Here is a 19,008-nt window from a genome sequence, read left to right as displayed (position 1 = left end):
GGACCCGAACAACCATGGCGACCGGCGAACTCGATCATTCATCCGGGGTTCCCCTGTACCGACAGATCAAGGACCTCCTGCGTTCGGAGATCTCCGGGGGGTCCGCGGACCCACAGACGCCGATGACCGAGGCGCAGTTGATCGACCGGTTCACCGTGAGCCGGGCGCCCATCCGTCAGGCGCTCAAGGAACTGACCATCGAGGGGTACGTCTACCGACGTCAGGGAAAGGGCACCTTCCCGGTTCCGGGTGCGCGGGTGCATCGACCGGCCGACGTCAGGCCGGGGGCGCTGTACCAATACCTGTTCGAGAGCGGCCTGCACCCGGCGTCGAAGGTGTCCGGTGTCGAACGCGTGGAGCCACCGGACCCGATCCGGGACCGCTTGGGCGCGGAGCCGCACGAGCGGCTGCTGCACTTCGTGCGGTTGATCCTGGTGGAGGACGAGCCGTTGGTGGAGGCCGACGTCTACATCCGGGCGCCCGAGGGGTTCGACCCGACCGCCGAAGAACTGGCGAGCACGGGTTCGGCGTTCGAACTGTTGGAGGCAGAGTTCGGTATCGCGCTGGACCGGGCCGAGCACGAGGCCTGGGCGACCTCCGCCGATACCGGGCACGCGGCGACCCTGGGGGTTCCGGAGGGAAGCCCGTTGCTGGCCATCGAGACGATCTTCTACGCGGTCGGGGGGCTGCCCGCGGGGTGGCGTTCGGCGGTGCACCGCGCCGAGGAGTTCAAGTACCGGTTCGTCACGAACCAGTGAGTCACCGGTGGGCATCGGTCGTGGTGGTGCTCGCGGCCGTGCCCTCGCCCTCGGGTCGTCGGTGAAACCGGTGGTCACCGGTGTGTGACGCTTCGAGAAGCCGAGAGACATGTACTTGACTTTGGTATAACAACATATCAATATGTAGTCCAGATCACATCCGCACGGTGGCGGACCGGCCAGGTCTTCGATGAGACCTCCGCGTTCCCGAAGCGGCGCCGAGCCCCGTCCACGGCCCTCCCCGCATCCCCCGACGTCACCTCTTGGAGACCACACAATGTCCAAGGCCACCTCCGCGATCCTCCTGGAATCGATCGCGGCTCCGATCCTGATCACCCTGTTGCTCTTGCCGTTCCAGGCGCTCACCCCGATGGTCGCCTACACACCGTTCGTGATCCTGCCGATCGTGCTGTTCTTCGCCCTGCGCATGCCGGTGGGCGGGCTGGTCGCGATGTTCCTCAGCTTCACCGTCGGGGTCGTTTGGTTCTGGTTGTTCACACTGGTGGCCGGGCTACTGCCGAACGTGCCGCAGCCCGCCCTACTGAGCGTGGGCGTCACGGTGGTGATCTTCCTGGTGCTGTTCGTGCACAGGGTCTTCCTGGCGAACACGCCCTTCGCGGTCGTGCCCGCCGCGCTCCTGGGGGTGGTGCAGGGATTGGTGGTCATGCTGGTCATGCCGATGATCGGCGAGGACGCACCCCGGCTGACGCTGCTCTGGCTGGTCGGTATCTTCGCGTACGGTTGCGTGCTGACCGCCGTGACCGTATTCACCACGGACGCCCTGAACAACGCGATCTTCGGCAAGGGGTGGCGCGGGGAGGACGCCTCCCCCGACGTCGACAAGGATGACTCGGAGGTCACGCCCCAGCAGTCCTGAGCGGATCGTCGAAGCTCGCATGGGGAAGGGGCGGTGCGCGTCGAACGACGCGCACCGCCCCTTCCGGCGTCATGGGTCGGCGCCCCTCACAGGTCGGCCCGGTCAGACACCGGCACGCAGGGTGTCGACGATCGGGGTGGTGGGGCGACCGATCAGCTTGGACAGCACGCCCGACTCCTCGTACAGCTCATCCTCGCGGATGCCGGTGTCGATACCGACGACGAACCCCGCGGTGCCCTCGTCCAGGCCCGCTCCGATGAGCGCCGCCCGGTGGTCGTCCTCGCTCAGGTCCTCGTAGGCCACCTCCCGACCCAGGACCTGTCCGATGGCGGCGGCCAGGTCGGCGTAGGTCCAGGCCTGGTCGCCGGCCAACTCGTACACGGCACCGGTGTGCGCGGCGGGGTCGAGCAGGACCACGGCGGCGGCCTCGGCGTAGTCCGGGCGCGAGGCGCTGGACACGCGTCCCTCCCCCGCGCTGCCGACGAAGACTCCCTGCTCTCGGGCCTGCTCCATTTGGGTCGAGAAGACCTCACTGTAGAAGCCGTTGCGCAGCAGGGTGTGGGGCAGGCCGGAGTCGGCCAGCATCTCTTCGGTCGCCTTGTGTTCGGGGGCCAGGGAGAGGGTGCTCCGGTCGGCCCGGAGAACGCTGGTGTAGACGAGATGACCGACGCCGGCCTCCTTGGCGGCCTCGATGGCGTTGCGGTGCTGAGGGGTGCGCTTGCCGACCTCGCTGCCCGAGACGAGAAGGAGGGTCTCGGCCCCGGCGAAGGCGGCGCGCAGGGAGGCGGGGTCATCGAAGTCGGCCCGTGCGGTGGTGACGCCGCGTTCGGCCAGGTCGGCCAGCTTGGCGGTGTCGCGGCCGGTCGCGGTGATCTCCTCGGCGGGCAGGCCGCGCTCCAGGAGGGATTCGACGACGAGGCGGCCCAGGTGGCCGGTGGCACCGGTGACGACGACGGACATGCTGTTCCTCAGTTCTGTGACGGGAGTGGACGGTGTGTCCTGTCCATGGGCAACCGCGCCGTTCAGCAACACATTCCTTTGGTGGGGTACCCACCTTTAGGTAAGGTGGTGCCATGAGCGAACCTGGAACCGAAGAGTCGGAAGGCCGGCGCGAACTCCCCCTGATCGGGGGTCGCATCCTGAGCAGCGACTGCCCCTCCCGTGCCCTGATGCGCGACATCACCGGCAAGTGGGGGATCCTGGTTCTAGTCGCCTTGTCCGAGGGGCCGCGTCGGTGGAGCGAGCTGCGCCACGGCATCGCCGTCATCAGCGAGAAGATGCTCGCCCAGACGCTGCGCGTCCTGGAAGCGGACGGCCTGGTCTATCGTGATTCCCGCCCGGTCGTCCCGCCCTACGTGGAGTACGGGCTGACCGTCCCGGGCGAGGACGTGACGAAGCTGCTCATCCCCCTCCTGGAATGGGTCGGCGAATACTCCGCCGACCCGGAGGACTGAGCTCTTTCCCACTGGACGGACGGGTTCGATTACCGTCACTCACCCCAGAAGCTCAAGCCCCTGACTAGCGGACATCGCTCGCACACCAACAGCCATCTTCGCGTCGAGGGTGCACCAACGGTTACGCGGAGCCCCGATGCCGTGTCCAGCTCCCACCATGAACATGGTTCTGCGGGCGCATGGGAGTGCACGAACTGTGGTCAAGACACCGAGCAGCATGCCTTAGTGCCCAGCGGCAGCGCCTCGCTTGCCTATTCAATTTTCGCTTCCGAGCCGCCCTGAAGCTCAGGCGATGACCACAGCAGCGAACAAAGCAGAGCGGCAGACGGTGGCTTCCTCTACCGTGGGCACACACCGTTTCGCTCCAGGAGAGGTATGAGCACCCCCAACCCACGCTCCCACGAAACTCGCAATCTGGCCCGAGATGTTCAGGAGTCCACTCTCATACAGGGGGAGCAAGTCACGGTGAACTTGCACCCTGTGAAGACAGACGAAGCACCGCCTGCCGACACACGGTCTGACTCGCTAGGTCTTCCCATCTCGGACTGGGATCCCCATAATCTCGAGGTTCACCCAGCAGTCGATGCCCAATCCGGTTCAGGCAGTAGTGGGTCTCTGCCGCAGCGCTCAACCGTCACCCTGCCCACCTACGTGCGCCGACCTCACGATGAGGAACTGACACACATTGTCGAAGCCGCGGGTGAAGGGCGCAGCGGGATGGTGGTCCTGATCGGTTCCTCCTCTACCGGCAAGACCCGCGCCTGTTGGGAAGCTGTCCAACCGCTGGCAGACCTCGGTTGGCGGTTATGGCATCCGTTCGACCCAAGTCGTGCCGAGGCAGCGTTAGCTGACCTGGAGAACATCAGTCCGCACACCGTGATCTGGCTCAATGAGGCTCAGTACTATCTCGGTGCTAGTGGTGGCCTCGGAGAACGCATAGCTGCGGCTCTACACACTCTACTCACAACTCCTGACCGTACCCCAGTTCTAGTTCTGGGCACGCTATGGGAGAGCTACGCCCGCATCTACACCTCTCCACCCAAACCAGGCACAGCAGATCAGCATGCCCAGGTAAGAATGCTCTTGGAAGGCCGCCAACTTCCGGTGCCTTCCGGCTTCGAGGAATCCGAAATCGAGACCGCAAAAAAGTTAGCCGAGGACGGTGACAGCCAACTTGCCCACGCACTTGCACACACCAGAAATGGTCGCTTAGCACAAACCCTAGCAGGAGCACCTGAACTTCTTCGTCGCTATCAAACCGCTTCCCCTGGCGCAAAAGCCGTATTGCATACAGCAATGGATGCTCGCCGTCTCGGAATTGGACTGAACCTTCCCTTAGGATTTTTGGACGAGGGCTCCGAAGACTACATTTGCGACGATGAATACGATTCCCTTGAGGATGACTGGGTCGAACACGCCTTGGTTGAAACTAGCCAACCCGTGCACGGCGGACTGTCTCCCTTGCGACAAGCACGACCACGCCGCCACCAACGACGCAAATCCGCCCCTGAAACCAGAGGAATCAATTACCGACTAGCGGATTATCTGGAACAATTTGGACGAGAAGAGCGGGTAGAACTATGCCCCCCACCGTCATTCTGGAGGGCTACAGAAAACCACCTCACAGATCCCGATGATTTAGCCAAGATTGCTAAATCTGCTTGCGAACGTGGATTCTTGAGACATACAGTCAGGCTGTGCTTAATGCTTCCTCCCGCCCGTGAGTTAACCTCTCCCATTCATCTAATGATGGCCCTTTCTCCAGAAGTCGATCCAAACCGACGAGGCTTAAAGTGGTTCATTGAGCACGCAAACCCCGCCGACACAAACTTCATTACGATACTAGCGGAAGAGCTAAAGGAAGCAGGACAACACGAATCAGCCGTTCAAATTGCTTCACAAGCCATCGAATATTTGGATACTGCAGACATTCACGGGGCAATTAGCCTAGCGGATACACTAACAGTCCTTGGGGAAGTCGAATCTGCAGCAATAATCACCACCCGGGCAACCCCACAAAACGACCTTAATGACACGTTTACATCTGCGGCATTAGCAATGAGCCTGAATGAGGCTGGAGAAAGTCACGCTGCTGCCAAGCTCGCCTTCCAGGCCAGCAATAGATTAGACCCGTCAGACTCAGTCGGAGCTTCCTTCTTGGCACGAGCAATGTATAAGCTCGGGGAACCTAGGTTCGCCCTCCAAGTCGCAAAGAAAGCAATCCATCACATCGACATTTCAGATGCTGGAAGGGCATCTGAACTAGTCAGTTTACTGCATTACATCGGCGAAAATGAAGATGCCCTAAAACTCGCCCGGCGCGCATCCAGGAGCGCAGATTTGAGGAATACACACCAGACAGGCCTTCTAATGGACACCTTAGCCAGAATCGGAGAGCACGATTCAGCCCTCAAACTTGGAATCCACGCCCTAGATGCCACTCCTGCAAATTCCTACAAGGCGTTTATCCTCCTTGAGAAAATCAAAGAGATAGCCAATAGCACCACTTCATCAAATCTGGACAAAGATCCCCTGATTATCCATTTGCGTTCAAGCGAATGGGAATCGCTAGTGGAAGAAATGGATCGCGAGTCCATGGATTCCGGTTCTTTCTTCGAACTCCCCAGTCCATTTCTGCCTTACGGTCGCGATCTTGACGGATCTCCTGCAGACCCATGGATCTGGGATGACCAGGAACCGAACCGGTAATCTCATCACTCCAAAGTTGCGCGTTGGGCGCCGTCTTCCCTCGAATTCCGATTAGATCGGGCAGAAGCGGGCGTACACACCACCAAGACTCGGTGAGGCCCCACTAGGACAGGGCCAGGCGGAGCGCGGGGCACGGCTGAGCAAGCCCACCAACTCCTTGGCGTCCTCCGCCTCCAGTTCCAGCCACATCCGGTCGACGTAGAAGTCGATGCACCGGCGGTCCCCCGCCGCCAGTCCAGGAGATGAAGCGGCCAACATGGCCCTGTAGTCCTGACAGTTCGACCGGGTGCGAATACCGAAGTCCCAGAGCCGGGGGATGAGCGGCACCAAGTCTTCGTTGATCGGGACCGTCACTCCCTGAGGTGTGCGCAGTACCGCCAAGGATGGAGCGTGGGCGACGACGTCATCTCGGTCTCCGCTCATGCGTGCATTCCGTGAGACGGCTAGGCTCAGGTCCACACCCCGTCAATATGGGAGCGTTGCAGGCCCCGGTAGGGGTCAGGTTGGATCAACAGGGTGGGTACCCCCTGTCAAGGCACGATCCGCCCAAGGACAGGCGGTTCCCTGCTAGCTTCGCCGGTGTCGATCCTGCACGCCTTCGAAAGCGAGCCCTCCCGTGTCCGACACTCCCTACGTCCCGCACATGTTCCCCATCTCGGTCAAGGGCATCGTCATCCGCGATGACAGGGTGCTGCTATTGCGCAACGAACGCGACGAGTGGGAACTTCCCGGCGGCAAGATCGAGATCGACGAGACCCCTGAGGAGTGCCTGGCCCGGGAAATCGAGGAGGAGACGGGCTGGCCCGTTCAGGTAGCCGACATCCTCGACTCGTGGATCTACCACATCACCCAGGTCGACCGGCACGTCTTCATCGTCACCTACGGGTGCCGCGTCGACTCCCAGGCCCCGGTCGTGGTCTCCAGCGAACACAAGGAGGCCGGGCTGTTCACCGAGGCGGAGGTGCCCGGTCTGCCGATGCCCGAGGGCTACAAGCGGTCGGTCCTGGCCTGGTTCGCCCAGTCGCGCCCGTGACCACCGCGCCTACCGTCCGCTGGCTCTGGCCGCTCCCCAAGGCCAGCCTGCGGTGTTGCCACAGGCTGCGTAAAACCCCAGCTCACAGGTGTCTACCGAACTGAAGCAACTTCATTCACGGTGCGCGCCGGAGAAGCCGTCACATCAGAGTGAGCGCCCGGTACACCGCCACAACGGTGGACGCACCGACGATCTCTCCGCGGTCGATCATCTTCGCTGCCTCCTCCAGAGGCCACCAGCGGATCTCCTGTGCCTCGTTGATGTCGGGAGGGGTGTCGGTCAGATCAGCGCCGCGAGCCAGATAGAGGATCTGGGGTTGGTCCACCGACCCGATCGCGGGTTGGAAGGTCACCATGTGCTCCATCGAGCGGGGACGCCACCCGGTCTCCTCCTCGACCTCACGCGCCGCCGCGCCCTCGATGTCCTCGGCGCCGTCCACGTATCCGCCCGGCAGCTCCCACACCCAGCGGTCGATGATGAACCGGTGCCGCCGCATCAGGAGCACTTCGCGCTGGTCGTTGACCACCAGCGTCATCGCGGCCGGGGGCATCACCACGACGTACTGCCTGAAGGACACCCCATCCGGGAGGGTGATGTCGACCGTGGACAGCCGGATGTGCCGGTTCTCGTCTACGAGCTTCTCGCCGTGGATCATCCATTGCGCACTCACACCGGCACAGTAGGGCACGGCAGTGTCCCGGGAAGCACATGCACTGGTCGGTAACACCCGGACCGACCACCAGCGTCAGGTAGCCGATGTGGTCGGTACCAACTGTTGTCACTGCTTCGGTTCAAGGAAATCTGTGACGGGCGGTGTCATACCGTCGCAGCAACACCGCAGGTCACAGGGGTTAATCATGCAAAAACGATGGATATTCACCTTCGCTGAACGCGAGGAGATCACCCTGGCCCACCACGGCTACCGGGTGTGACCTGTGCTGCTCAGGTGCGGGAGAGGGCCGGGCAGGAATTCGGCTCCAGAAGACGCTGCCCGACCTGGTCGCCGAGTACTGTGCGGGCCATGCGTCTGTTGATCATCTCCGACACCCACCAGCCGCGACGTGCCCGCGACCTTCCCGCTCAGGTGTGGGAGGAGGTCGACCGCGCGGACGTCGTCATCCACGCGGGCGACTGGTGCGACCTCGATTCGCTGGTCTCCCTTCAAGCGAGAGCCGAGCGGGTCATCGGCGTGTACGGCAACAACGACGGACCCGAGCTGCGCGAGCGGCTGCCCGAGGTGGCGCGTGCGGACCTGGGCGACCTACGCTTCGCGGTCGTCCACGAGACAGGAGCGGCCCAGGGGCGGGAGAGACGGTGCGCGAAGCGCTTCCCCGACGTGGACGTACTGGTCTTCGGCCACTCGCATATCCCCTGGGACACCCACACCGATACCGGGCTGCGGTTGCTCAACCCGGGTTCGCCCACCGACCGCCGTAGGCAGCCCCACCACACCTACATGACGGCCGAGATCGAGGCCGGTCGACTCGACCTGCGGCTACATCGAGTCGAGACCGGCCACTGATCCGGGACCGGAGCCACCCGGTTCCTCAATCGTTCACGGTCTGTGCGAGGCGGGCGTCGATCTTCTCCATCAGGTCCCGAAAGTCCCGGTAGCAGGTCTGGACGAACGCCTGGGTGCTGCCCAGGGCCCCATCGGCCGCACGTAGGTCGAACATGGGCTTTCGGGCGTCATGGGCCAGTGGCATGAGGCTGCGGTAGTTGCGGATGGTGGCGATCTCGTGCTCGGTACCTGCCGGGTCTCCGCTTCCGTCCAAGACGAAGCGGTCGTAGACCATCGGAATCCGATCCAGCCAACGACGGTAGGCCTGAACCGGCCGGTCCAGGCGCATCTCCGGCTGCATGATGACGTAGCCGAGTGGCTTCATGTGCCCGACTGGAAGATCGAGTCCCTTCGGCGCCCAAGGAAGAACCACCCGCTGCCACTTGTGCCGCCATTCCCTGAGTGTGGGCCCCAGGTTGCGCAGACCACGCAGCGAGAACAGATCAGCCGCCAAGGGCATGAGAACCGTGTCGGCGGACAGCAGCGCCGCCCGATTGATCGCGCCCAGGTTGGGCCCCACGTCGATCAGCGTGATGTCCGGATCGATACGCCGTTGCGCGTCCTGGATGATGCGGTGGAAGGCCGAGGTGGTGCGCAGAGCCTTCTCGTCACCGCTGAACCCCGGTGCCCAACTGTTGGAAAAATCGTCCTCGAACCGACTCAGCCCCAGGTCACCCGACACAAGCCATAGGTTCTCGGTCACCTCGATGGGGTCGACCGTCTGGATGTCCCCTGTCCCCCTGACGATCGGTTCGACCGCGTGCGCCATCGTGCGGGCTCCTTCGAGTCCGAAGCGGGAGAAGAGCGCTTCCTGGTGTCTGGGGAAGGTCGGGTCGGACTCATCCCAGAGGAAGGCGAGGTCGTCCTCGTCCAGGAACGACGAAGTGAGATTGGACTGCGGATCCAGGTCGATGGCCAGAACACACTTGCCCTGCCGCTGGTACATGTGTGCCAGGTGGTAGACGAGCGTGGTTTTACTGCTTCTGCCCTTGATGTCGAACAGTGCTATCGAAGTCATCCGCCATCCAAGGGAGAGACGTCCATCGAAGGGGACGTGTAGCCCCGACGCAGGGAACACTGACGCATCACTCCTCGTCTCCCCATGCCTCGTCATGGGTGAAGACCTGCTCTCGCCCTTCCTGCACGGCTTCCAGAATCCGCACGGACTCGGCGTCGTCGTGTTCTTCGAGGAGCTGTTCGTAGTGTTCGCCCCATCTCGCGGGGACCAACACGTATCCGGTCACATCACGTCCCACGCCCGGAACGCTCCCTGATTCCGTGGGCTTTTCGCTCATGGCTTCCCCTGTCGGTCTCGTGAGGTCGGCCCATACGTGGGCTACTTCTGACGGCGCCCTGATTCAGGGCGCGAGATGGTGGCCGGCACAACGGGATACCCCGGGTTGTCCACAGGCCGGGTGATGCGCGCTGGCACCACCCGGCCCGGGTGTGGGGAGGATCGGATCAGATCAGGACCGGGTTCAGGTTCGGGTTCGTCGGATTCAGGTACGGCCTCAGGAACGGTGACGGAGGTGTCGGCGCGGGAGGCGGTTCCGGGGTCAGAAGTCGGGTGAGGGTCTGCGCGTCGGGGACTTCGGCCAGGCCGGTGGAGGAAGCCACCCAGTAGGAGCCGGTTTTCTCCCCATACCAGATGATCAGGTGCCGGTTGCGGGCCTGGAGGGAGGCGGCGAAGGCGTGTTCGTCGCGGTACTCGGCCAGGTGACCGCCCAGTCGAGGCAGGCATTCGGCGCGGATCCTGCGGCAGGAAGGGTGTGCGCAGGAGGGGCAGACCGGGCCGACGATCAGGCCACACTGGGGCAGACCCGGGCGGGTGCGATAGAGCGGGTCGCTGGACGGGCGGGGTGCGGGGATAGGATGCGTCACTGATCCTGCTTTCTGAACACGTGAGACTGTGCGGAATTTAGGGTTGAGGGCCCGGAAGGCGTTGGTGCGCTTTCTGGGCCCGTTTCGCGTCTACGTCGCGATGTGGTGCTGTGCTTGAGGGAGCCTGCTGGTCAGAGCAGGCTGTTCCAGCTACTGCCGGACAGGTCTCCGGCCAGGAAGAACCAGACCTGCCGGGTGCCGGTGAACCCGTTGTCGCCCCAGCTACTGGCTAGGGAGTCGATCATCGCCAGGCCGCGCCCGGACTCGGCGTCGCTGGTCAGGCGTGAGGCGCAGGTGGTCAGGTGCTCGAACCGATTCGGCCGGCTCGCCTGGTCGGTGTGCTTGCTTCCCTGGTCCCGGCAGGTCAGGCGCAGGCCGTTGTCGCGGCGTTCGCATTTGAGGGTGTAGAAGCCGTACGGCTCCCCCGAACGGGAGTGCGTCAGAGCATTGTTGGCGAGCTCGCTGCCGAGCAGGGTGAACAGGTACCGGTAGTCGGTGTCGCGTTCGGCCGCGCAGGTGTCCAGGAAGGCGCGGACCAGCGGCATATACTGGACCGAACGGCCGAAGGTGAAGCAGCGCGACTTGAAGAAGCGGATGTCGGCCGGCCCGGTGAAGTAGTGCCGCTGGAACCGCGGGACCAGTTCACCGAGAGGGAGGGTGACGTCGGGCAGACCGGCCAAAGGGGCGTTTACGGGCATGACGAACAGAACTCCTGTCACAAAGGTGAGGGAAATGGACAATCCGACGCACCCGCAAGACCGACGGCCTTCACGATTTCCCGGAGGAGGGAAAGGGGCACGGCATAGCCTGGCCACATGAACCCTGAGTGAGAGCCCAGTCACTGGCTACAGGTTCCATGGTGCGAGTGGACTCCACTCAAGTCAAGCGAACTCCGCAATATGACCGAAGAATCCGCTAGAGTGCTCACATGGCAGCTCCCTACAGCCCCAGCGTCCGCCGCCGTCGCCTCTCCGCTGAACTTCGCCGTCTTCGCGCAGAGGCCGGACTGACACTTTTCGAGGCAGCAAAGCAGGCCGGGATGGGCAAGTCGAACCTGAGCAAAATCGAACAGGCCGAGTCCAGAACAGTTCCTGCCCTGACGCTGAACAAGCTCCTCGACCTCTACCAAGTCGAAGATGCGACCCGAACAACCCTTCACGAGCTATCGAAGTTGGCAGGCAAGAAGGGGTGGTGGGCGCACTATAAGAACCTCATGCCCCAGATGCTGGCCGACTTTGAGGCTGAAGCATGTGCGCTACGGACCTACCAGGCTCAAGTGATCCCCGGCCTACTACAAACACATCAGTACGCAGACGCCATCTTCCGCGCGAACGAGGTCAGAGATGATGACGAGGTTGCTCAGCGTGTAGCCGCCCGCATTACACGACAAGGTGTTCTGCACCGTGTGGAGCCCCCCAAGCTCATGGCCCTCATCGACGAAGCAGCGTTGCGCCGTGTCGTCGGGTCGCCTCAGGTGATGGGTGAGCAGCTGCGACACCTGACACACATGGCGTCACGGCACAACATCAGCATCTATGTGCTCCCCTTCACCGCAGGGGCCCACCCGTCAACCGAGGGAAGCTACGTGATCATGGACTTCATGGATCCCCGCGATGCCAGCATCGCTTACCTGGAGACCCCGGTTACTAGCATGTATTTGGAAGAGGAGCATGAAGTCAGGCTTTTTACTGACATGTTCGGCAGCACTCAGAGTTGCGCGATGACGCCAGCTCAGTCTCTGAACGTCATTAATCGCCTACTTCAAGATCTAGAAGAGTGAGCGCAGTGATCGACGAGATGATGTGGCATAAGAGCAGCTACAGCGGAGTCAACGGCGACTGTGTAGAGGTCGCGCACATCCCCACCGACTTCCACAAGAGCAGCTACAGCGGACAAGCACCGAACTGCGTGGAGGTCGCGCACATCCCCACCGACTTCCGGAAGAGCACCCACAGCGGCCAAGAGCCGAACTGCGTAGAGGTCGCCGAACTCCCCTGCGGCGCGGCGATCCGGGACTCCAAGCACCCCACCAACGGCCACATCCCCTTCCCCTCCTCCGAATGGGACGCCTTCCTCACCACCGCCCGAACCCCTCAGGCCTGACCCGGCCCGACGCCACCGCTCCGGGGTGGCCGACAGGAACCCCTGTCGACCACCCCCCGTCGTTCCACCCCGCCCCTCGCCCCCTCCCTAAGGCCACCGCTGGGACGGCCCACTCCCCAAACAGTGGTCAGACCTTGCGGCCGACACCGCCGTACTGGTCGACCTCGACCGGCTCCTGTTCGCCGGTGAGAGTGGGCCGCCAGCGGGTCACCGAGACCACACCCGGGTCGACGAGTTCGAGACCTTCCAGGTACCCGGCGATCTGTTCGGGGCTGCGCGGGATGTAGGGGACCGCACCGCTCTCGTTGTACTCGTCCTGGGCCTGGACGTTCTCCTCGCTGTGCACGTTGCTGCCCTCGCTGATGGTGAGGTGGCTGCCCGGAGGCAGGCCCGCCAAGAGTCGGCGCACGATGGAGACGGCCTCGTCGTACTCCTGAACGTGCCCCAGGACCCCCAGCAGCATCAGGCCCACGGGCTGTTCCAGGTCCAGAAACCGTCCGGCCTGTTCCAGGACGGCCTCGGGATCGTAGAGGTCCTCGTGCACGTACCAGGTCCTCCCCTCGGGCGTGCTGGTCAACAGCGCACGCGCGTGGGTAAGGACGAGCGGATCGTTGTCCACGTAGACGATTCGACTGTCGGGAGCCACCGACTGGGCCACCTGGTGGGTGTTCTCAGCGGTGGGAAGTCCGGTGCCCACGTCCAAGAACTGGCGGATGCCGCACTCACCGGCGAGGTGGTGGACGGCGCGGCCCTGAAAGGCCCGTGAGGAGCGAGCCATCCGGGCGATGCCGGGGAAGACCTTCAGGAACTGCTCCCCCGCCTCTCGATCGACCGGGTAGTTGTCCTTGCCGCCGAGCCAGTAGTTCCACACCCGGGCCGAATGCGGCACCGTGGTGTCGATGGCCGTGTCCTTCTCGTTCATCGCGTCCCGTCGTCGATCGGCGTGCCATGGAGGTTCCGATCCTACGGACCCTGGATCACACGGAAACCCCTACGGTGCAAGGGATTCCAACGCATCGAACGGAACGGGTGGTGTCGGGTTCCGGGACCACCCACGGAATGGGACAAAAATCCCGAAACGCCCTTTACACTTGTCCCGCCCACCAGCCGCCCACGTAGTTCAGGACACGTGTGACCACCTGCCCCCCCGCCCGGTTGTTCGACCCCGACTACCACGCCGCCCCCCACACGATCCACCGACACCTGACCGCTGAGCACGGCAGCGTTCACCCCGCGGAGATCGCCCCCGGCGTCAACGCCTGGATCGTCACCGACTACGCCACCATCACGGCCTGGTGCCGCGACACCCGGACCTTCCGCCGCGACTCACGGCTCTGGCGCGACTGGAAAGAAGGCCGCGTCCCCGACGACTCCCCCGTCGCCGCGATGATGGCCCACCGCCCCAACCTGCTGTACGCCGACGGCGAGGAGCACAGCAGGCTCAAGCGGGTCGTGGTGGACTCCCTGGGCCGTGTGCCCGAGAGCCGAGTCGGTGACGTCACGCGACGACACGCCGACGCGCTCATCGACGCCTTCGTCGAACGGGGTGAGACCGACCTGGTCGCCGAGTACACCCGGATGCTGCCCCTCATGGTGATGGCCGACCTGTTCGGTTTCTCCAGGGACGTGGCCGAACGGGTCCTCACCTCCATCAGCGAACTGTGGGACGGGACCGACGTCCTGCGCGCCAACCAGGAGTACGAGCGGGCCCTGTCCGACGCCGTCTCCGCCAAGCACGCCGAACCCGGCGAGGACATCACCACGTGGCTGCTCCAGCACCGGGCGGGGCTCTCCGACGAGGAGATCCTGCACCAGATGGTGGTGACCTTCGGTGCGGGCGCCGAACCCACCGCCAACCTCGTCGCCTCCAGCGTGCACGTCCTGCTCACCGACCCCGAGACCGCGAGCGCCCTCAGCGGCAGCCGGGTCGGTGTGGCCGAGCTCGTGGACCAGGTGCTGTGGCGCGAACCACCGATCACCAACTACCCCGTGCTGTACCCGACCCGGGACGTTCCCGTCGAACGCGGCGGGGTGATCAAGGCCGGAGAACCGATCCTGCTCGGTTACGCCGCGGCGCACCACGCGATGGCCGGCGCCGCCGATGACGTCGAACAGCACAACCGTGCCCACCTGGCCTTCGGTGTGGGACCGCACCGCTGTCCCGCGCGCGGGTTCGGCCAGGCCATCGCCGAGGTCGCCGTCCAGTCCCTGGTCCGCCGCCTGCCCCGTCTCCGGACGAGCGACCCGACCCCGCGCTGGCGGGTCTCGCCGTTCGCCCGTGCCCTGTCCACCCTGCCCGTCACCTTCACACCCGGCCTTTCGAAGGGAACCCCGTCATGGCAGAACAGCGACCCGTCCTCCTCCCCCAGGACCTCCACCGACAGTCCGCCCGCCTCCGTGAACTCGGACCCCTCGTCGAGGTGGAGATCGTTGGTGGCGTGGTTGTTCGGGCGGTGACCGACCACGCGGTGTTGACCGAGGCGCTCGCCCACCCCGGGGTGCGCAAGGAATTGCGGCACTGGCGCGCGTGGAACGACGGCGAGATCCCCATGGACTGGCCGCTGGTGTCGTGGGTGGCGCCCGACAACATGCTCACCGCCGACGGTGACCGGCACCGTCGGTTGCGCACTCTGGTCTCGCAGGCGTTCACTCCGCGCCGGGTGGAGGCGCTGCGGCCCCGGGTCCGGGAGATCACCTCCGAGTTGCTGGACGAGATCGCGGCGGCCGGAACGGAGACGGTGGACCTGAAGGAGGCGCTGGCCCTGCCACTGCCCATCACCGTCATCTCCGAGCTGTTCGGGGTGGCCCCCGAGCACCGAGACGTCCTGCACCGGATGATGCATACCGTCTTCGACGCGAGCACCACCCCCGAGGACGCCGCCCGTCTCCACGGCGAGATGCAGACGTTCCTGGCCGACCTGGCCGAGGCCAAGGCGAAGGACCCCGGTGACGACCTGACCAGCGCCCTGTTGGAGGCACGGTCCGAGGGTGAGGAGCGGCTGTCGCAGAGCGAACTGGTGTGGACGCTCATCCTGATGATCGGCGCCGGTTACGAGACGACGATGAACCTCATCGGCAACTCCGTGCACGCGCTTCTCACCCACCCCGACCAGCTGGAAATGGTCCGCTCCGGCCGGGCCTCGTGGTCCGACGTGGTGGAGGAGACCCTGCGCTGGGACGCGAGCATCCAGTACCTGCCACTGCGCTACACCGCCGAGGAGGTCACCCTGGGCGGCGCCACCGTGCCGGCCGGTGAGGCACTGCTCATGGGTTTCGGACCGGCCGGACGCGACCCGGAGCAGCACGGGGACGACGCCGAGGAGTTCGACCTGACCCGCGAGCAGCGCGGACACCTGGCGTTCTCGTACGGTCCGCACTTCTGCCTGGGTGCCGGCCTGGCCCGTCTGGAGGGGACCACCGCCCTGGAGATGCTCTTCGAGCGTTTCCCCGACCTGTCCTTGGCCGGGGAAGCCGTGCACGAGCCCTCCATCGTCGCCAGCGGCTGGTCCATCCTGCCCGTCCGCACCTCCTGAACCACCCGCCCCGGCCCCCGGACGCGACCACGTGTCCGTCGGGTCGGGGCCTCGTGCCGTCTACACCCGACCGTGAGAGACCCGGGACGCCCAGGGATCGACCGGGTCTACCGCGGTGGGCAGGTGGCGGCGCCACGACAGCGCCACCACCACCACGCTCAGGAACGCGAGCACGGCCCCGATCGCGAACATGGTCGGGTAGTCGAGCCAGCGGGTCAGCCCCGCCAACGCCGCGGGGACGAAGAAGCCCAGGTAGGCGAGCGAGTAGTAGACGGCGGTGAGCCCGGCCAACCGGTCGGGGCCCGCGATGCGCTGCACCTCTTGGAGGCCGGAGACCAGCAGTAGCCCGTAGGCGGCGCCGAGCACCGCGGCGGCCACCAGCGCCATCGGGACGGTCAGGGTGCTCGCCGTCCAAACGGCCAGGGCCATGCCGACTGCGGCCAGGCCCAGGGCGACCACGACCGCCCGGGAGGAGTGCGGGCTGTCCACCCATTTGGCCGCCTGCTGGCTGAGGACACCGAAGGCCAGCGCCACCAGGCACAGCAGGCCGGAGAACCCGACCTCGTAGCCGGGCACCCGGTGGGCGATCAGGTTGGGCAGGATCGCGTAGGCGGTGGCCGAGGTGCCGAAGACCCACGGTGCCATGGGCACGACCACCAGGAGGAACCGGCGGTGCAGCGCGGCCGGAACCAACAGGTCGCCCAGGAGACGCCCCGAAGCGGCACCGTCTCCACGAGTCCGCCGAGAGTGGGTTTCGGGGGCGCGCAGCATGGCCACCGCCAGTACCAGAGTGAGCGCGATGTTGACCGCGTACGGCAGGACGGCGGACAGCGGGGAGAACTGGGCGAGGGCGGCGGCGACCACGGCCCCCAGCAGGAACCCGAGGGTCAACGAGAGCGAGGCCCGGACGGCCCCGGCCCCCGCCGACGCCTCGGGGTCGAACGGCGCCTGGGACAGCTCCTTGACCCAGCTCGTGCCCACCGCCATCACCAGGCCGAGTGCCAATCCCGAGAACACACGTCCGGCGAACAGCAAGGCGACCGAGTTCGAGCCCAGGGCCAATAGGCCGCTGCCGACAACGCACAGGATCGGCGCCGGGATCATGAGGGGTCGGCGCCCGTAACGGTCGGAGAGTGGACCACCGACCAGCAGCGCGGGCACGATCCCCAGCACGTAGGCGCCGAGCAGGATGTTCACGACCTGGACGCTCATACCGCTTTCGAGGCGGTACATGACCAGGAGCGGCGTGAACTCGTTGCCGCCCCAGGCGACGGCGAAGAGCATCCCGCAGACGGCGAGCCACCCGGGGAGACGGCGTCGCGCGGCCCCGTCCACGTTCTTTCGGTCGCGTGCGGGCTGGGATCTGTGGGCCTCGATCGTGGCCATGGTCGGTGCTTCCTCCTGCGTTTCGGGGTCAGGGAGGGGGTCGGGTCGGATTCGTGTCCGAAGGTTCAGGGAGTAGGGGTCACACGGTGGAGCCGTGGATGTCGTTGAGGTGCTCGGCGGTAGCCTGGGCGAACCCTTCGGCGTCGCCCTCTTCTATGAGCCGGGTCAGTCCGGTGTGCTGGGCGAGCACGAGTTCTGCCTGGTCGGCGTCGTCACTGATCGACTGCGTGGTCATCCGCCGGTGGCGGTCCTGGAGGAGCTGGTAGAAGCCTTGGAGGAGCGAATTTCCGCCCGCGGCGACCACTTCCCGGTGGAACTCGACGTCGGCGCGGGTGAAGGCCGCGAGGTCGTCCGACTCCCAGGCACGCCTTTGCTCTTCGGTCACCTCGCGCAGGCGTCGCACCAGCCGTTCGGAACCGTTCTTGGACGCGCACACGCTCCGGACCGCGGCGGACTCGATGATCTGGCGTGCCTGGAGCACTTCGCGGAACTCGTGCGGCGGCACCGGCCGGACCATGGCCCCGCGTTTGGGGTACAGGCGCATCCAGCCCTCGGCCTGGAGCTGGAGGAAGGCCTCGCGCACCGGGGTCCGACTCATCCCCAGCTCCGTGGCGATCTGTCCTTCGCTGAGCATGCTGCCGTCCTCGAACTCCCCGTCGAGGATCCGGTTCCGGACCAGGGTGTAGGCCCGTCCCGCCGCCGACTCCGGGGTGGTGGCCGCCCCGACCACCGGGCCTTGCCCTCCGACACCGCTCACATTCACAGGACCTCCCTAGTTGGATACAACATAGATACTAGTTGCACACCAGATGCCCGCCATCGTGTCCCTCCTCACCGATACGACCCCGACACGGTGACATCCGGGCGGCGAAGGGCAGGAAGTACCCGGAGGCGGCCGAGCTCCGGCCGTGCGGGCCACCGAAGGAGAAGGATGACCGTGGAACCGATGGTCGACGTGCGCTTCGACGACACCGGACTCGTCGCTACGGAAGCACCAGGGGAGGACGGAGAAGACGGAACCTACCGACTCCCCCGACCCGGCCACCACACCCCGGGCGACATGTGGTGTTCTCTGTCCCTGCCCGAAGCGCTGCACGCCCGCATCAGGCCGGTGGGAAGTGCCGAAGCCGTGCTCCGGGCGTGGGTTCGGGGCGGCCCGGTACGTACGACGGTGCCCTGGGACGACCCCGCGGCCGCCGACCCGGTCCGGGTCCGGGCCGGTGCGGTCGTGATCCGATACGACCGCATGTTGCTCATCGAGCGCGAGGATGGTGAGGATGGTGGGGAAACGTTCTACGAGATCCCCGGCGGCGGGGTCGAGGAGGGTGAGACGCCCCGGACCGCGGTGCTGCGGGAATTGTGGGAGGAGACCCGCCTGGAGGGAAGCGTTGTCAGGGAGGTCGCCCAGGTGTGGAAGGACGGCCGCCGCGAGCACTACTTCCTTTTGGAGGCCGAGGGTGAGGTCGGGGCTCTGGAGGACCTCGACATCAGCGGCATCCCCCTGTGGGTCCCGGTGGACCGGCTGCCCACCACTCCGCTCTGGCCGCGGCGCCTCGCCTGGCGCATCGCGCACTGGCACACGGCGGGGTGGCCGAACCGGCCGACCGAGCTCGCCGACAGCATCCGTGATCTCCGAGCCCACTGCGACTGGTGAGTGTCGGCGCGAAAAGCACCCGAACGTCTTCGGTTGAGACCAAACACACCTTCCTCCAC

At 65.2% G+C, this 19,008-nt stretch carries 21 protein-coding genes and 1 pseudogene; 12 read left to right on the top strand and 10 right to left on the bottom strand.

What is annotated here, in order from left to right:
- Positions 1 to 14 precede the first annotated feature (14 nt).
- Together BQ8420_RS06255 and BQ8420_RS06250 are read left to right on the top strand one after the other, a co-directional pair.
- Positions 15 to 758: a GntR family transcriptional regulator gene (locus tag BQ8420_RS06255; RefSeq protein ID WP_087096854.1), complete on the top strand. Its 744-nt coding sequence runs from the start codon at positions 15 to 17 to the stop codon at positions 756 to 758.
- Positions 759 to 1,035: 277 nt separating this feature from the next.
- Positions 1,036 to 1,635 (top strand): hypothetical protein, encoded by a 600-nt coding sequence (locus BQ8420_RS06250; protein ID WP_087096853.1) that lies wholly within the window; start codon positions 1,036 to 1,038, stop codon positions 1,633 to 1,635.
- Positions 1,636 to 1,737: 102 nt separating this feature from the next.
- On the opposite strand, the gene BQ8420_RS06245 is transcribed toward BQ8420_RS06250, so the two are convergent.
- A complete protein-coding gene (locus BQ8420_RS06245) occupies positions 1,738 to 2,595 on the bottom strand; it encodes an SDR family oxidoreductase (RefSeq protein ID WP_087096852.1) in 858 nt (285 codons plus the stop codon).
- 113 nt (positions 2,596 to 2,708) lie between these two features.
- On the opposite strand from BQ8420_RS06245, the gene BQ8420_RS06240 reads away from it, so the two are divergent.
- Both BQ8420_RS06240 and BQ8420_RS31325 read left to right on the top strand, forming a co-directional pair.
- On the top strand, positions 2,709 to 3,089 hold the full coding sequence (locus BQ8420_RS06240) for a helix-turn-helix domain-containing protein (RefSeq protein ID WP_087096851.1): 381 nt from the start codon (positions 2,709 to 2,711) through the stop codon (positions 3,087 to 3,089).
- A gap of 651 nt (positions 3,090 to 3,740) precedes the next feature.
- Positions 3,741 to 5,798 (top strand): tetratricopeptide repeat protein, encoded by a 2,058-nt coding sequence (locus tag BQ8420_RS31325; RefSeq protein WP_160049272.1) that lies wholly within the window; start codon positions 3,741 to 3,743, stop codon positions 5,796 to 5,798.
- Between the two features lie 51 nt (positions 5,799 to 5,849).
- On the opposite strand, the gene BQ8420_RS06235 is transcribed toward BQ8420_RS31325, so the two are convergent.
- Positions 5,850 to 6,221 (bottom strand): hypothetical protein, encoded by a 372-nt coding sequence (locus BQ8420_RS06235; RefSeq protein ID WP_087096850.1) that lies wholly within the window; start codon positions 6,219 to 6,221, stop codon positions 5,850 to 5,852.
- 193 nt (positions 6,222 to 6,414) lie between these two features.
- Between BQ8420_RS06235 and BQ8420_RS06230 the strand changes: the two genes are divergently transcribed.
- Complete coding sequence (locus BQ8420_RS06230) at positions 6,415 to 6,831, top strand: NUDIX domain-containing protein (protein ID WP_087096849.1); 417 nt, start codon at positions 6,415 to 6,417, stop codon at positions 6,829 to 6,831.
- A 139-nt stretch (positions 6,832 to 6,970) separates the two neighbouring features.
- On the opposite strand, the gene BQ8420_RS06225 is transcribed toward BQ8420_RS06230, so the two are convergent.
- The gene (locus BQ8420_RS06225) at positions 6,971 to 7,486 is read right to left on the bottom strand and encodes an NUDIX hydrolase (RefSeq protein WP_200815831.1); all 516 of its coding nucleotides are present in this window, start codon (positions 7,484 to 7,486) and stop codon (positions 6,971 to 6,973) included.
- 366 nt (positions 7,487 to 7,852) lie between these two features.
- Here BQ8420_RS06225 and BQ8420_RS06220 point away from each other — a divergent pair, with 366 nt between their 5' ends.
- Positions 7,853 to 8,353, top strand: coding sequence for a metallophosphoesterase (locus BQ8420_RS06220; RefSeq protein WP_087096848.1), 501 nt, complete (start codon positions 7,853 to 7,855; stop codon positions 8,351 to 8,353).
- A 25-nt stretch (positions 8,354 to 8,378) separates the two neighbouring features.
- On the opposite strand, the gene BQ8420_RS06215 is transcribed toward BQ8420_RS06220, so the two are convergent.
- From BQ8420_RS06215 to BQ8420_RS06200, 4 genes are all read right to left on the bottom strand, one after another.
- Entirely contained in the window at positions 8,379 to 9,410 is a 1,032-nt protein-coding gene (locus tag BQ8420_RS06215; protein WP_087096847.1) for a ParA family protein, read from the bottom strand.
- Between the two features lie 67 nt (positions 9,411 to 9,477).
- Entirely contained in the window at positions 9,478 to 9,687 is a 210-nt protein-coding gene (locus BQ8420_RS06210; RefSeq protein ID WP_087096846.1) for a hypothetical protein, read from the bottom strand.
- A gap of 166 nt (positions 9,688 to 9,853) precedes the next feature.
- Positions 9,854 to 10,273, bottom strand: a complete 420-nt coding sequence (locus BQ8420_RS06205; protein WP_235005965.1) for a hypothetical protein — start codon at positions 10,271 to 10,273, stop codon at positions 9,854 to 9,856.
- Between the two features lie 131 nt (positions 10,274 to 10,404).
- Positions 10,405 to 10,971: an ATP-binding protein gene (locus tag BQ8420_RS06200; protein ID WP_087096845.1), complete on the bottom strand. Its 567-nt coding sequence runs from the start codon at positions 10,969 to 10,971 to the stop codon at positions 10,405 to 10,407.
- Between the two features lie 230 nt (positions 10,972 to 11,201).
- Between BQ8420_RS06200 and BQ8420_RS06195 the strand changes: the two genes are divergently transcribed.
- The 3 genes and pseudogenes from BQ8420_RS06195 (at position 11,202) to BQ8420_RS06190 (ending at position 12,376) form a co-directional block, all read left to right on the top strand.
- Positions 11,202 to 12,053 carry a helix-turn-helix transcriptional regulator gene (locus BQ8420_RS06195; protein ID WP_087096844.1) on the top strand — a complete coding sequence of 284 codons (852 nt, stop codon included), beginning with the start codon at positions 11,202 to 11,204 and terminating at the stop codon, positions 12,051 to 12,053.
- Between the two features lie 17 nt (positions 12,054 to 12,070).
- Positions 12,071 to 12,133: pseudogene (locus BQ8420_RS33195) on the top strand (DUF397 domain-containing protein); the annotation flags it as partial.
- Positions 12,131 to 12,376 (top strand): DUF397 domain-containing protein, encoded by a 246-nt coding sequence (locus BQ8420_RS06190; protein ID WP_369825474.1) that lies wholly within the window; start codon positions 12,131 to 12,133, stop codon positions 12,374 to 12,376. The pseudogene BQ8420_RS33195 and the gene BQ8420_RS06190, both read left to right, overlap by 3 nt.
- A gap of 127 nt (positions 12,377 to 12,503) precedes the next feature.
- On the opposite strand, the gene BQ8420_RS06185 is transcribed toward BQ8420_RS06190, so the two are convergent.
- Positions 12,504 to 13,298 (bottom strand): SAM-dependent methyltransferase, encoded by a 795-nt coding sequence (locus tag BQ8420_RS06185; protein WP_087096843.1) that lies wholly within the window; start codon positions 13,296 to 13,298, stop codon positions 12,504 to 12,506.
- A gap of 209 nt (positions 13,299 to 13,507) precedes the next feature.
- Here BQ8420_RS06185 and BQ8420_RS06180 point away from each other — a divergent pair, with 209 nt between their 5' ends.
- Together BQ8420_RS06180 and BQ8420_RS06175 are read left to right on the top strand one after the other, a co-directional pair.
- Positions 13,508 to 14,833 carry a cytochrome P450 gene (locus BQ8420_RS06180; protein WP_087096842.1) on the top strand — a complete coding sequence of 442 codons (1,326 nt, stop codon included), beginning with the start codon at positions 13,508 to 13,510 and terminating at the stop codon, positions 14,831 to 14,833.
- Positions 14,815 to 15,909: a cytochrome P450 gene (locus BQ8420_RS06175; RefSeq protein ID WP_087096841.1), complete on the top strand. Its 1,095-nt coding sequence runs from the start codon at positions 14,815 to 14,817 to the stop codon at positions 15,907 to 15,909. Before BQ8420_RS06180 ends, BQ8420_RS06175 begins: the two co-directional genes overlap by 19 nt.
- A 60-nt stretch (positions 15,910 to 15,969) precedes the next feature.
- On the opposite strand, the gene BQ8420_RS06170 is transcribed toward BQ8420_RS06175, so the two are convergent.
- Both BQ8420_RS06170 and BQ8420_RS06165 read right to left on the bottom strand, forming a co-directional pair.
- Complete coding sequence (locus tag BQ8420_RS06170; RefSeq protein WP_087096840.1) at positions 15,970 to 17,295, bottom strand: MFS transporter; 1,326 nt, start codon at positions 17,293 to 17,295, stop codon at positions 15,970 to 15,972.
- Positions 17,296 to 17,374: 79 nt separating this feature from the next.
- The gene (locus BQ8420_RS06165) at positions 17,375 to 18,052 is read right to left on the bottom strand and encodes a GntR family transcriptional regulator (RefSeq protein ID WP_235005964.1); all 678 of its coding nucleotides are present in this window, start codon (positions 18,050 to 18,052) and stop codon (positions 17,375 to 17,377) included.
- A gap of 174 nt (positions 18,053 to 18,226) precedes the next feature.
- Here BQ8420_RS06165 and BQ8420_RS06160 point away from each other — a divergent pair, with 174 nt between their 5' ends.
- On the top strand, positions 18,227 to 18,949 hold the full coding sequence (locus BQ8420_RS06160) for an NUDIX domain-containing protein (RefSeq protein ID WP_087096838.1): 723 nt from the start codon (positions 18,227 to 18,229) through the stop codon (positions 18,947 to 18,949).
- Positions 18,950 to 19,008 lie beyond the last annotated feature (59 nt).

Origin of the sequence: Nocardiopsis sp. JB363 (genome assembly GCF_900143625.1) — a bacterium.
Taxonomy (GTDB): domain Bacteria; phylum Actinomycetota; class Actinomycetes; order Streptosporangiales; family Streptosporangiaceae; genus Nocardiopsis.
This window is presented reverse-complemented; position numbering and strand designations above follow the sequence as displayed.

Coding starts and splice junctions, on each gene's coding strand:
- BQ8420_RS06255 (WP_087096854.1), top strand. CDS start 15: ATGGCGACCGGCGAACTCGATCATTCATCCGGGGTTCCCCTGTACCGA.
- BQ8420_RS06240 (WP_087096851.1), top strand. CDS start 2,709: ATGAGCGAACCTGGAACCGAAGAGTCGGAAGGCCGGCGCGAACTCCCC.
- BQ8420_RS06160 (WP_087096838.1), top strand. CDS start 18,227: ATGACCGTGGAACCGATGGTCGACGTGCGCTTCGACGACACCGGACTC.
- BQ8420_RS06245 (WP_087096852.1), bottom strand. CDS start 2,595: ATGTCCGTCGTCGTCACCGGTGCCACCGGCCACCTGGGCCGCCTCGTC.
- BQ8420_RS06200 (WP_087096845.1), bottom strand. CDS start 10,971: ATGCCCGTAAACGCCCCTTTGGCCGGTCTGCCCGACGTCACCCTCCCT.
- BQ8420_RS06215 (WP_087096847.1), bottom strand. CDS start 9,410: ATGACTTCGATAGCACTGTTCGACATCAAGGGCAGAAGCAGTAAAACC.
- BQ8420_RS06225 (WP_200815831.1), bottom strand. CDS start 7,486: ATGATCCACGGCGAGAAGCTCGTAGACGAGAACCGGCACATCCGGCTG.
- BQ8420_RS06195 (WP_087096844.1), top strand. CDS start 11,202: ATGGCAGCTCCCTACAGCCCCAGCGTCCGCCGCCGTCGCCTCTCCGCT.
- BQ8420_RS06170 (WP_087096840.1), bottom strand. CDS start 17,295: ATGGCCACGATCGAGGCCCACAGATCCCAGCCCGCACGCGACCGAAAG.
- BQ8420_RS06220 (WP_087096848.1), top strand. CDS start 7,853: ATGCGTCTGTTGATCATCTCCGACACCCACCAGCCGCGACGTGCCCGC.
- BQ8420_RS06185 (WP_087096843.1), bottom strand. CDS start 13,298: ATGAACGAGAAGGACACGGCCATCGACACCACGGTGCCGCATTCGGCC.
- BQ8420_RS06250 (WP_087096853.1), top strand. CDS start 1,036: ATGTCCAAGGCCACCTCCGCGATCCTCCTGGAATCGATCGCGGCTCCG.
- BQ8420_RS06210 (WP_087096846.1), bottom strand. CDS start 9,687: ATGAGCGAAAAGCCCACGGAATCAGGGAGCGTTCCGGGCGTGGGACGT.
- BQ8420_RS06235 (WP_087096850.1), bottom strand. CDS start 6,221: ATGAGCGGAGACCGAGATGACGTCGTCGCCCACGCTCCATCCTTGGCG.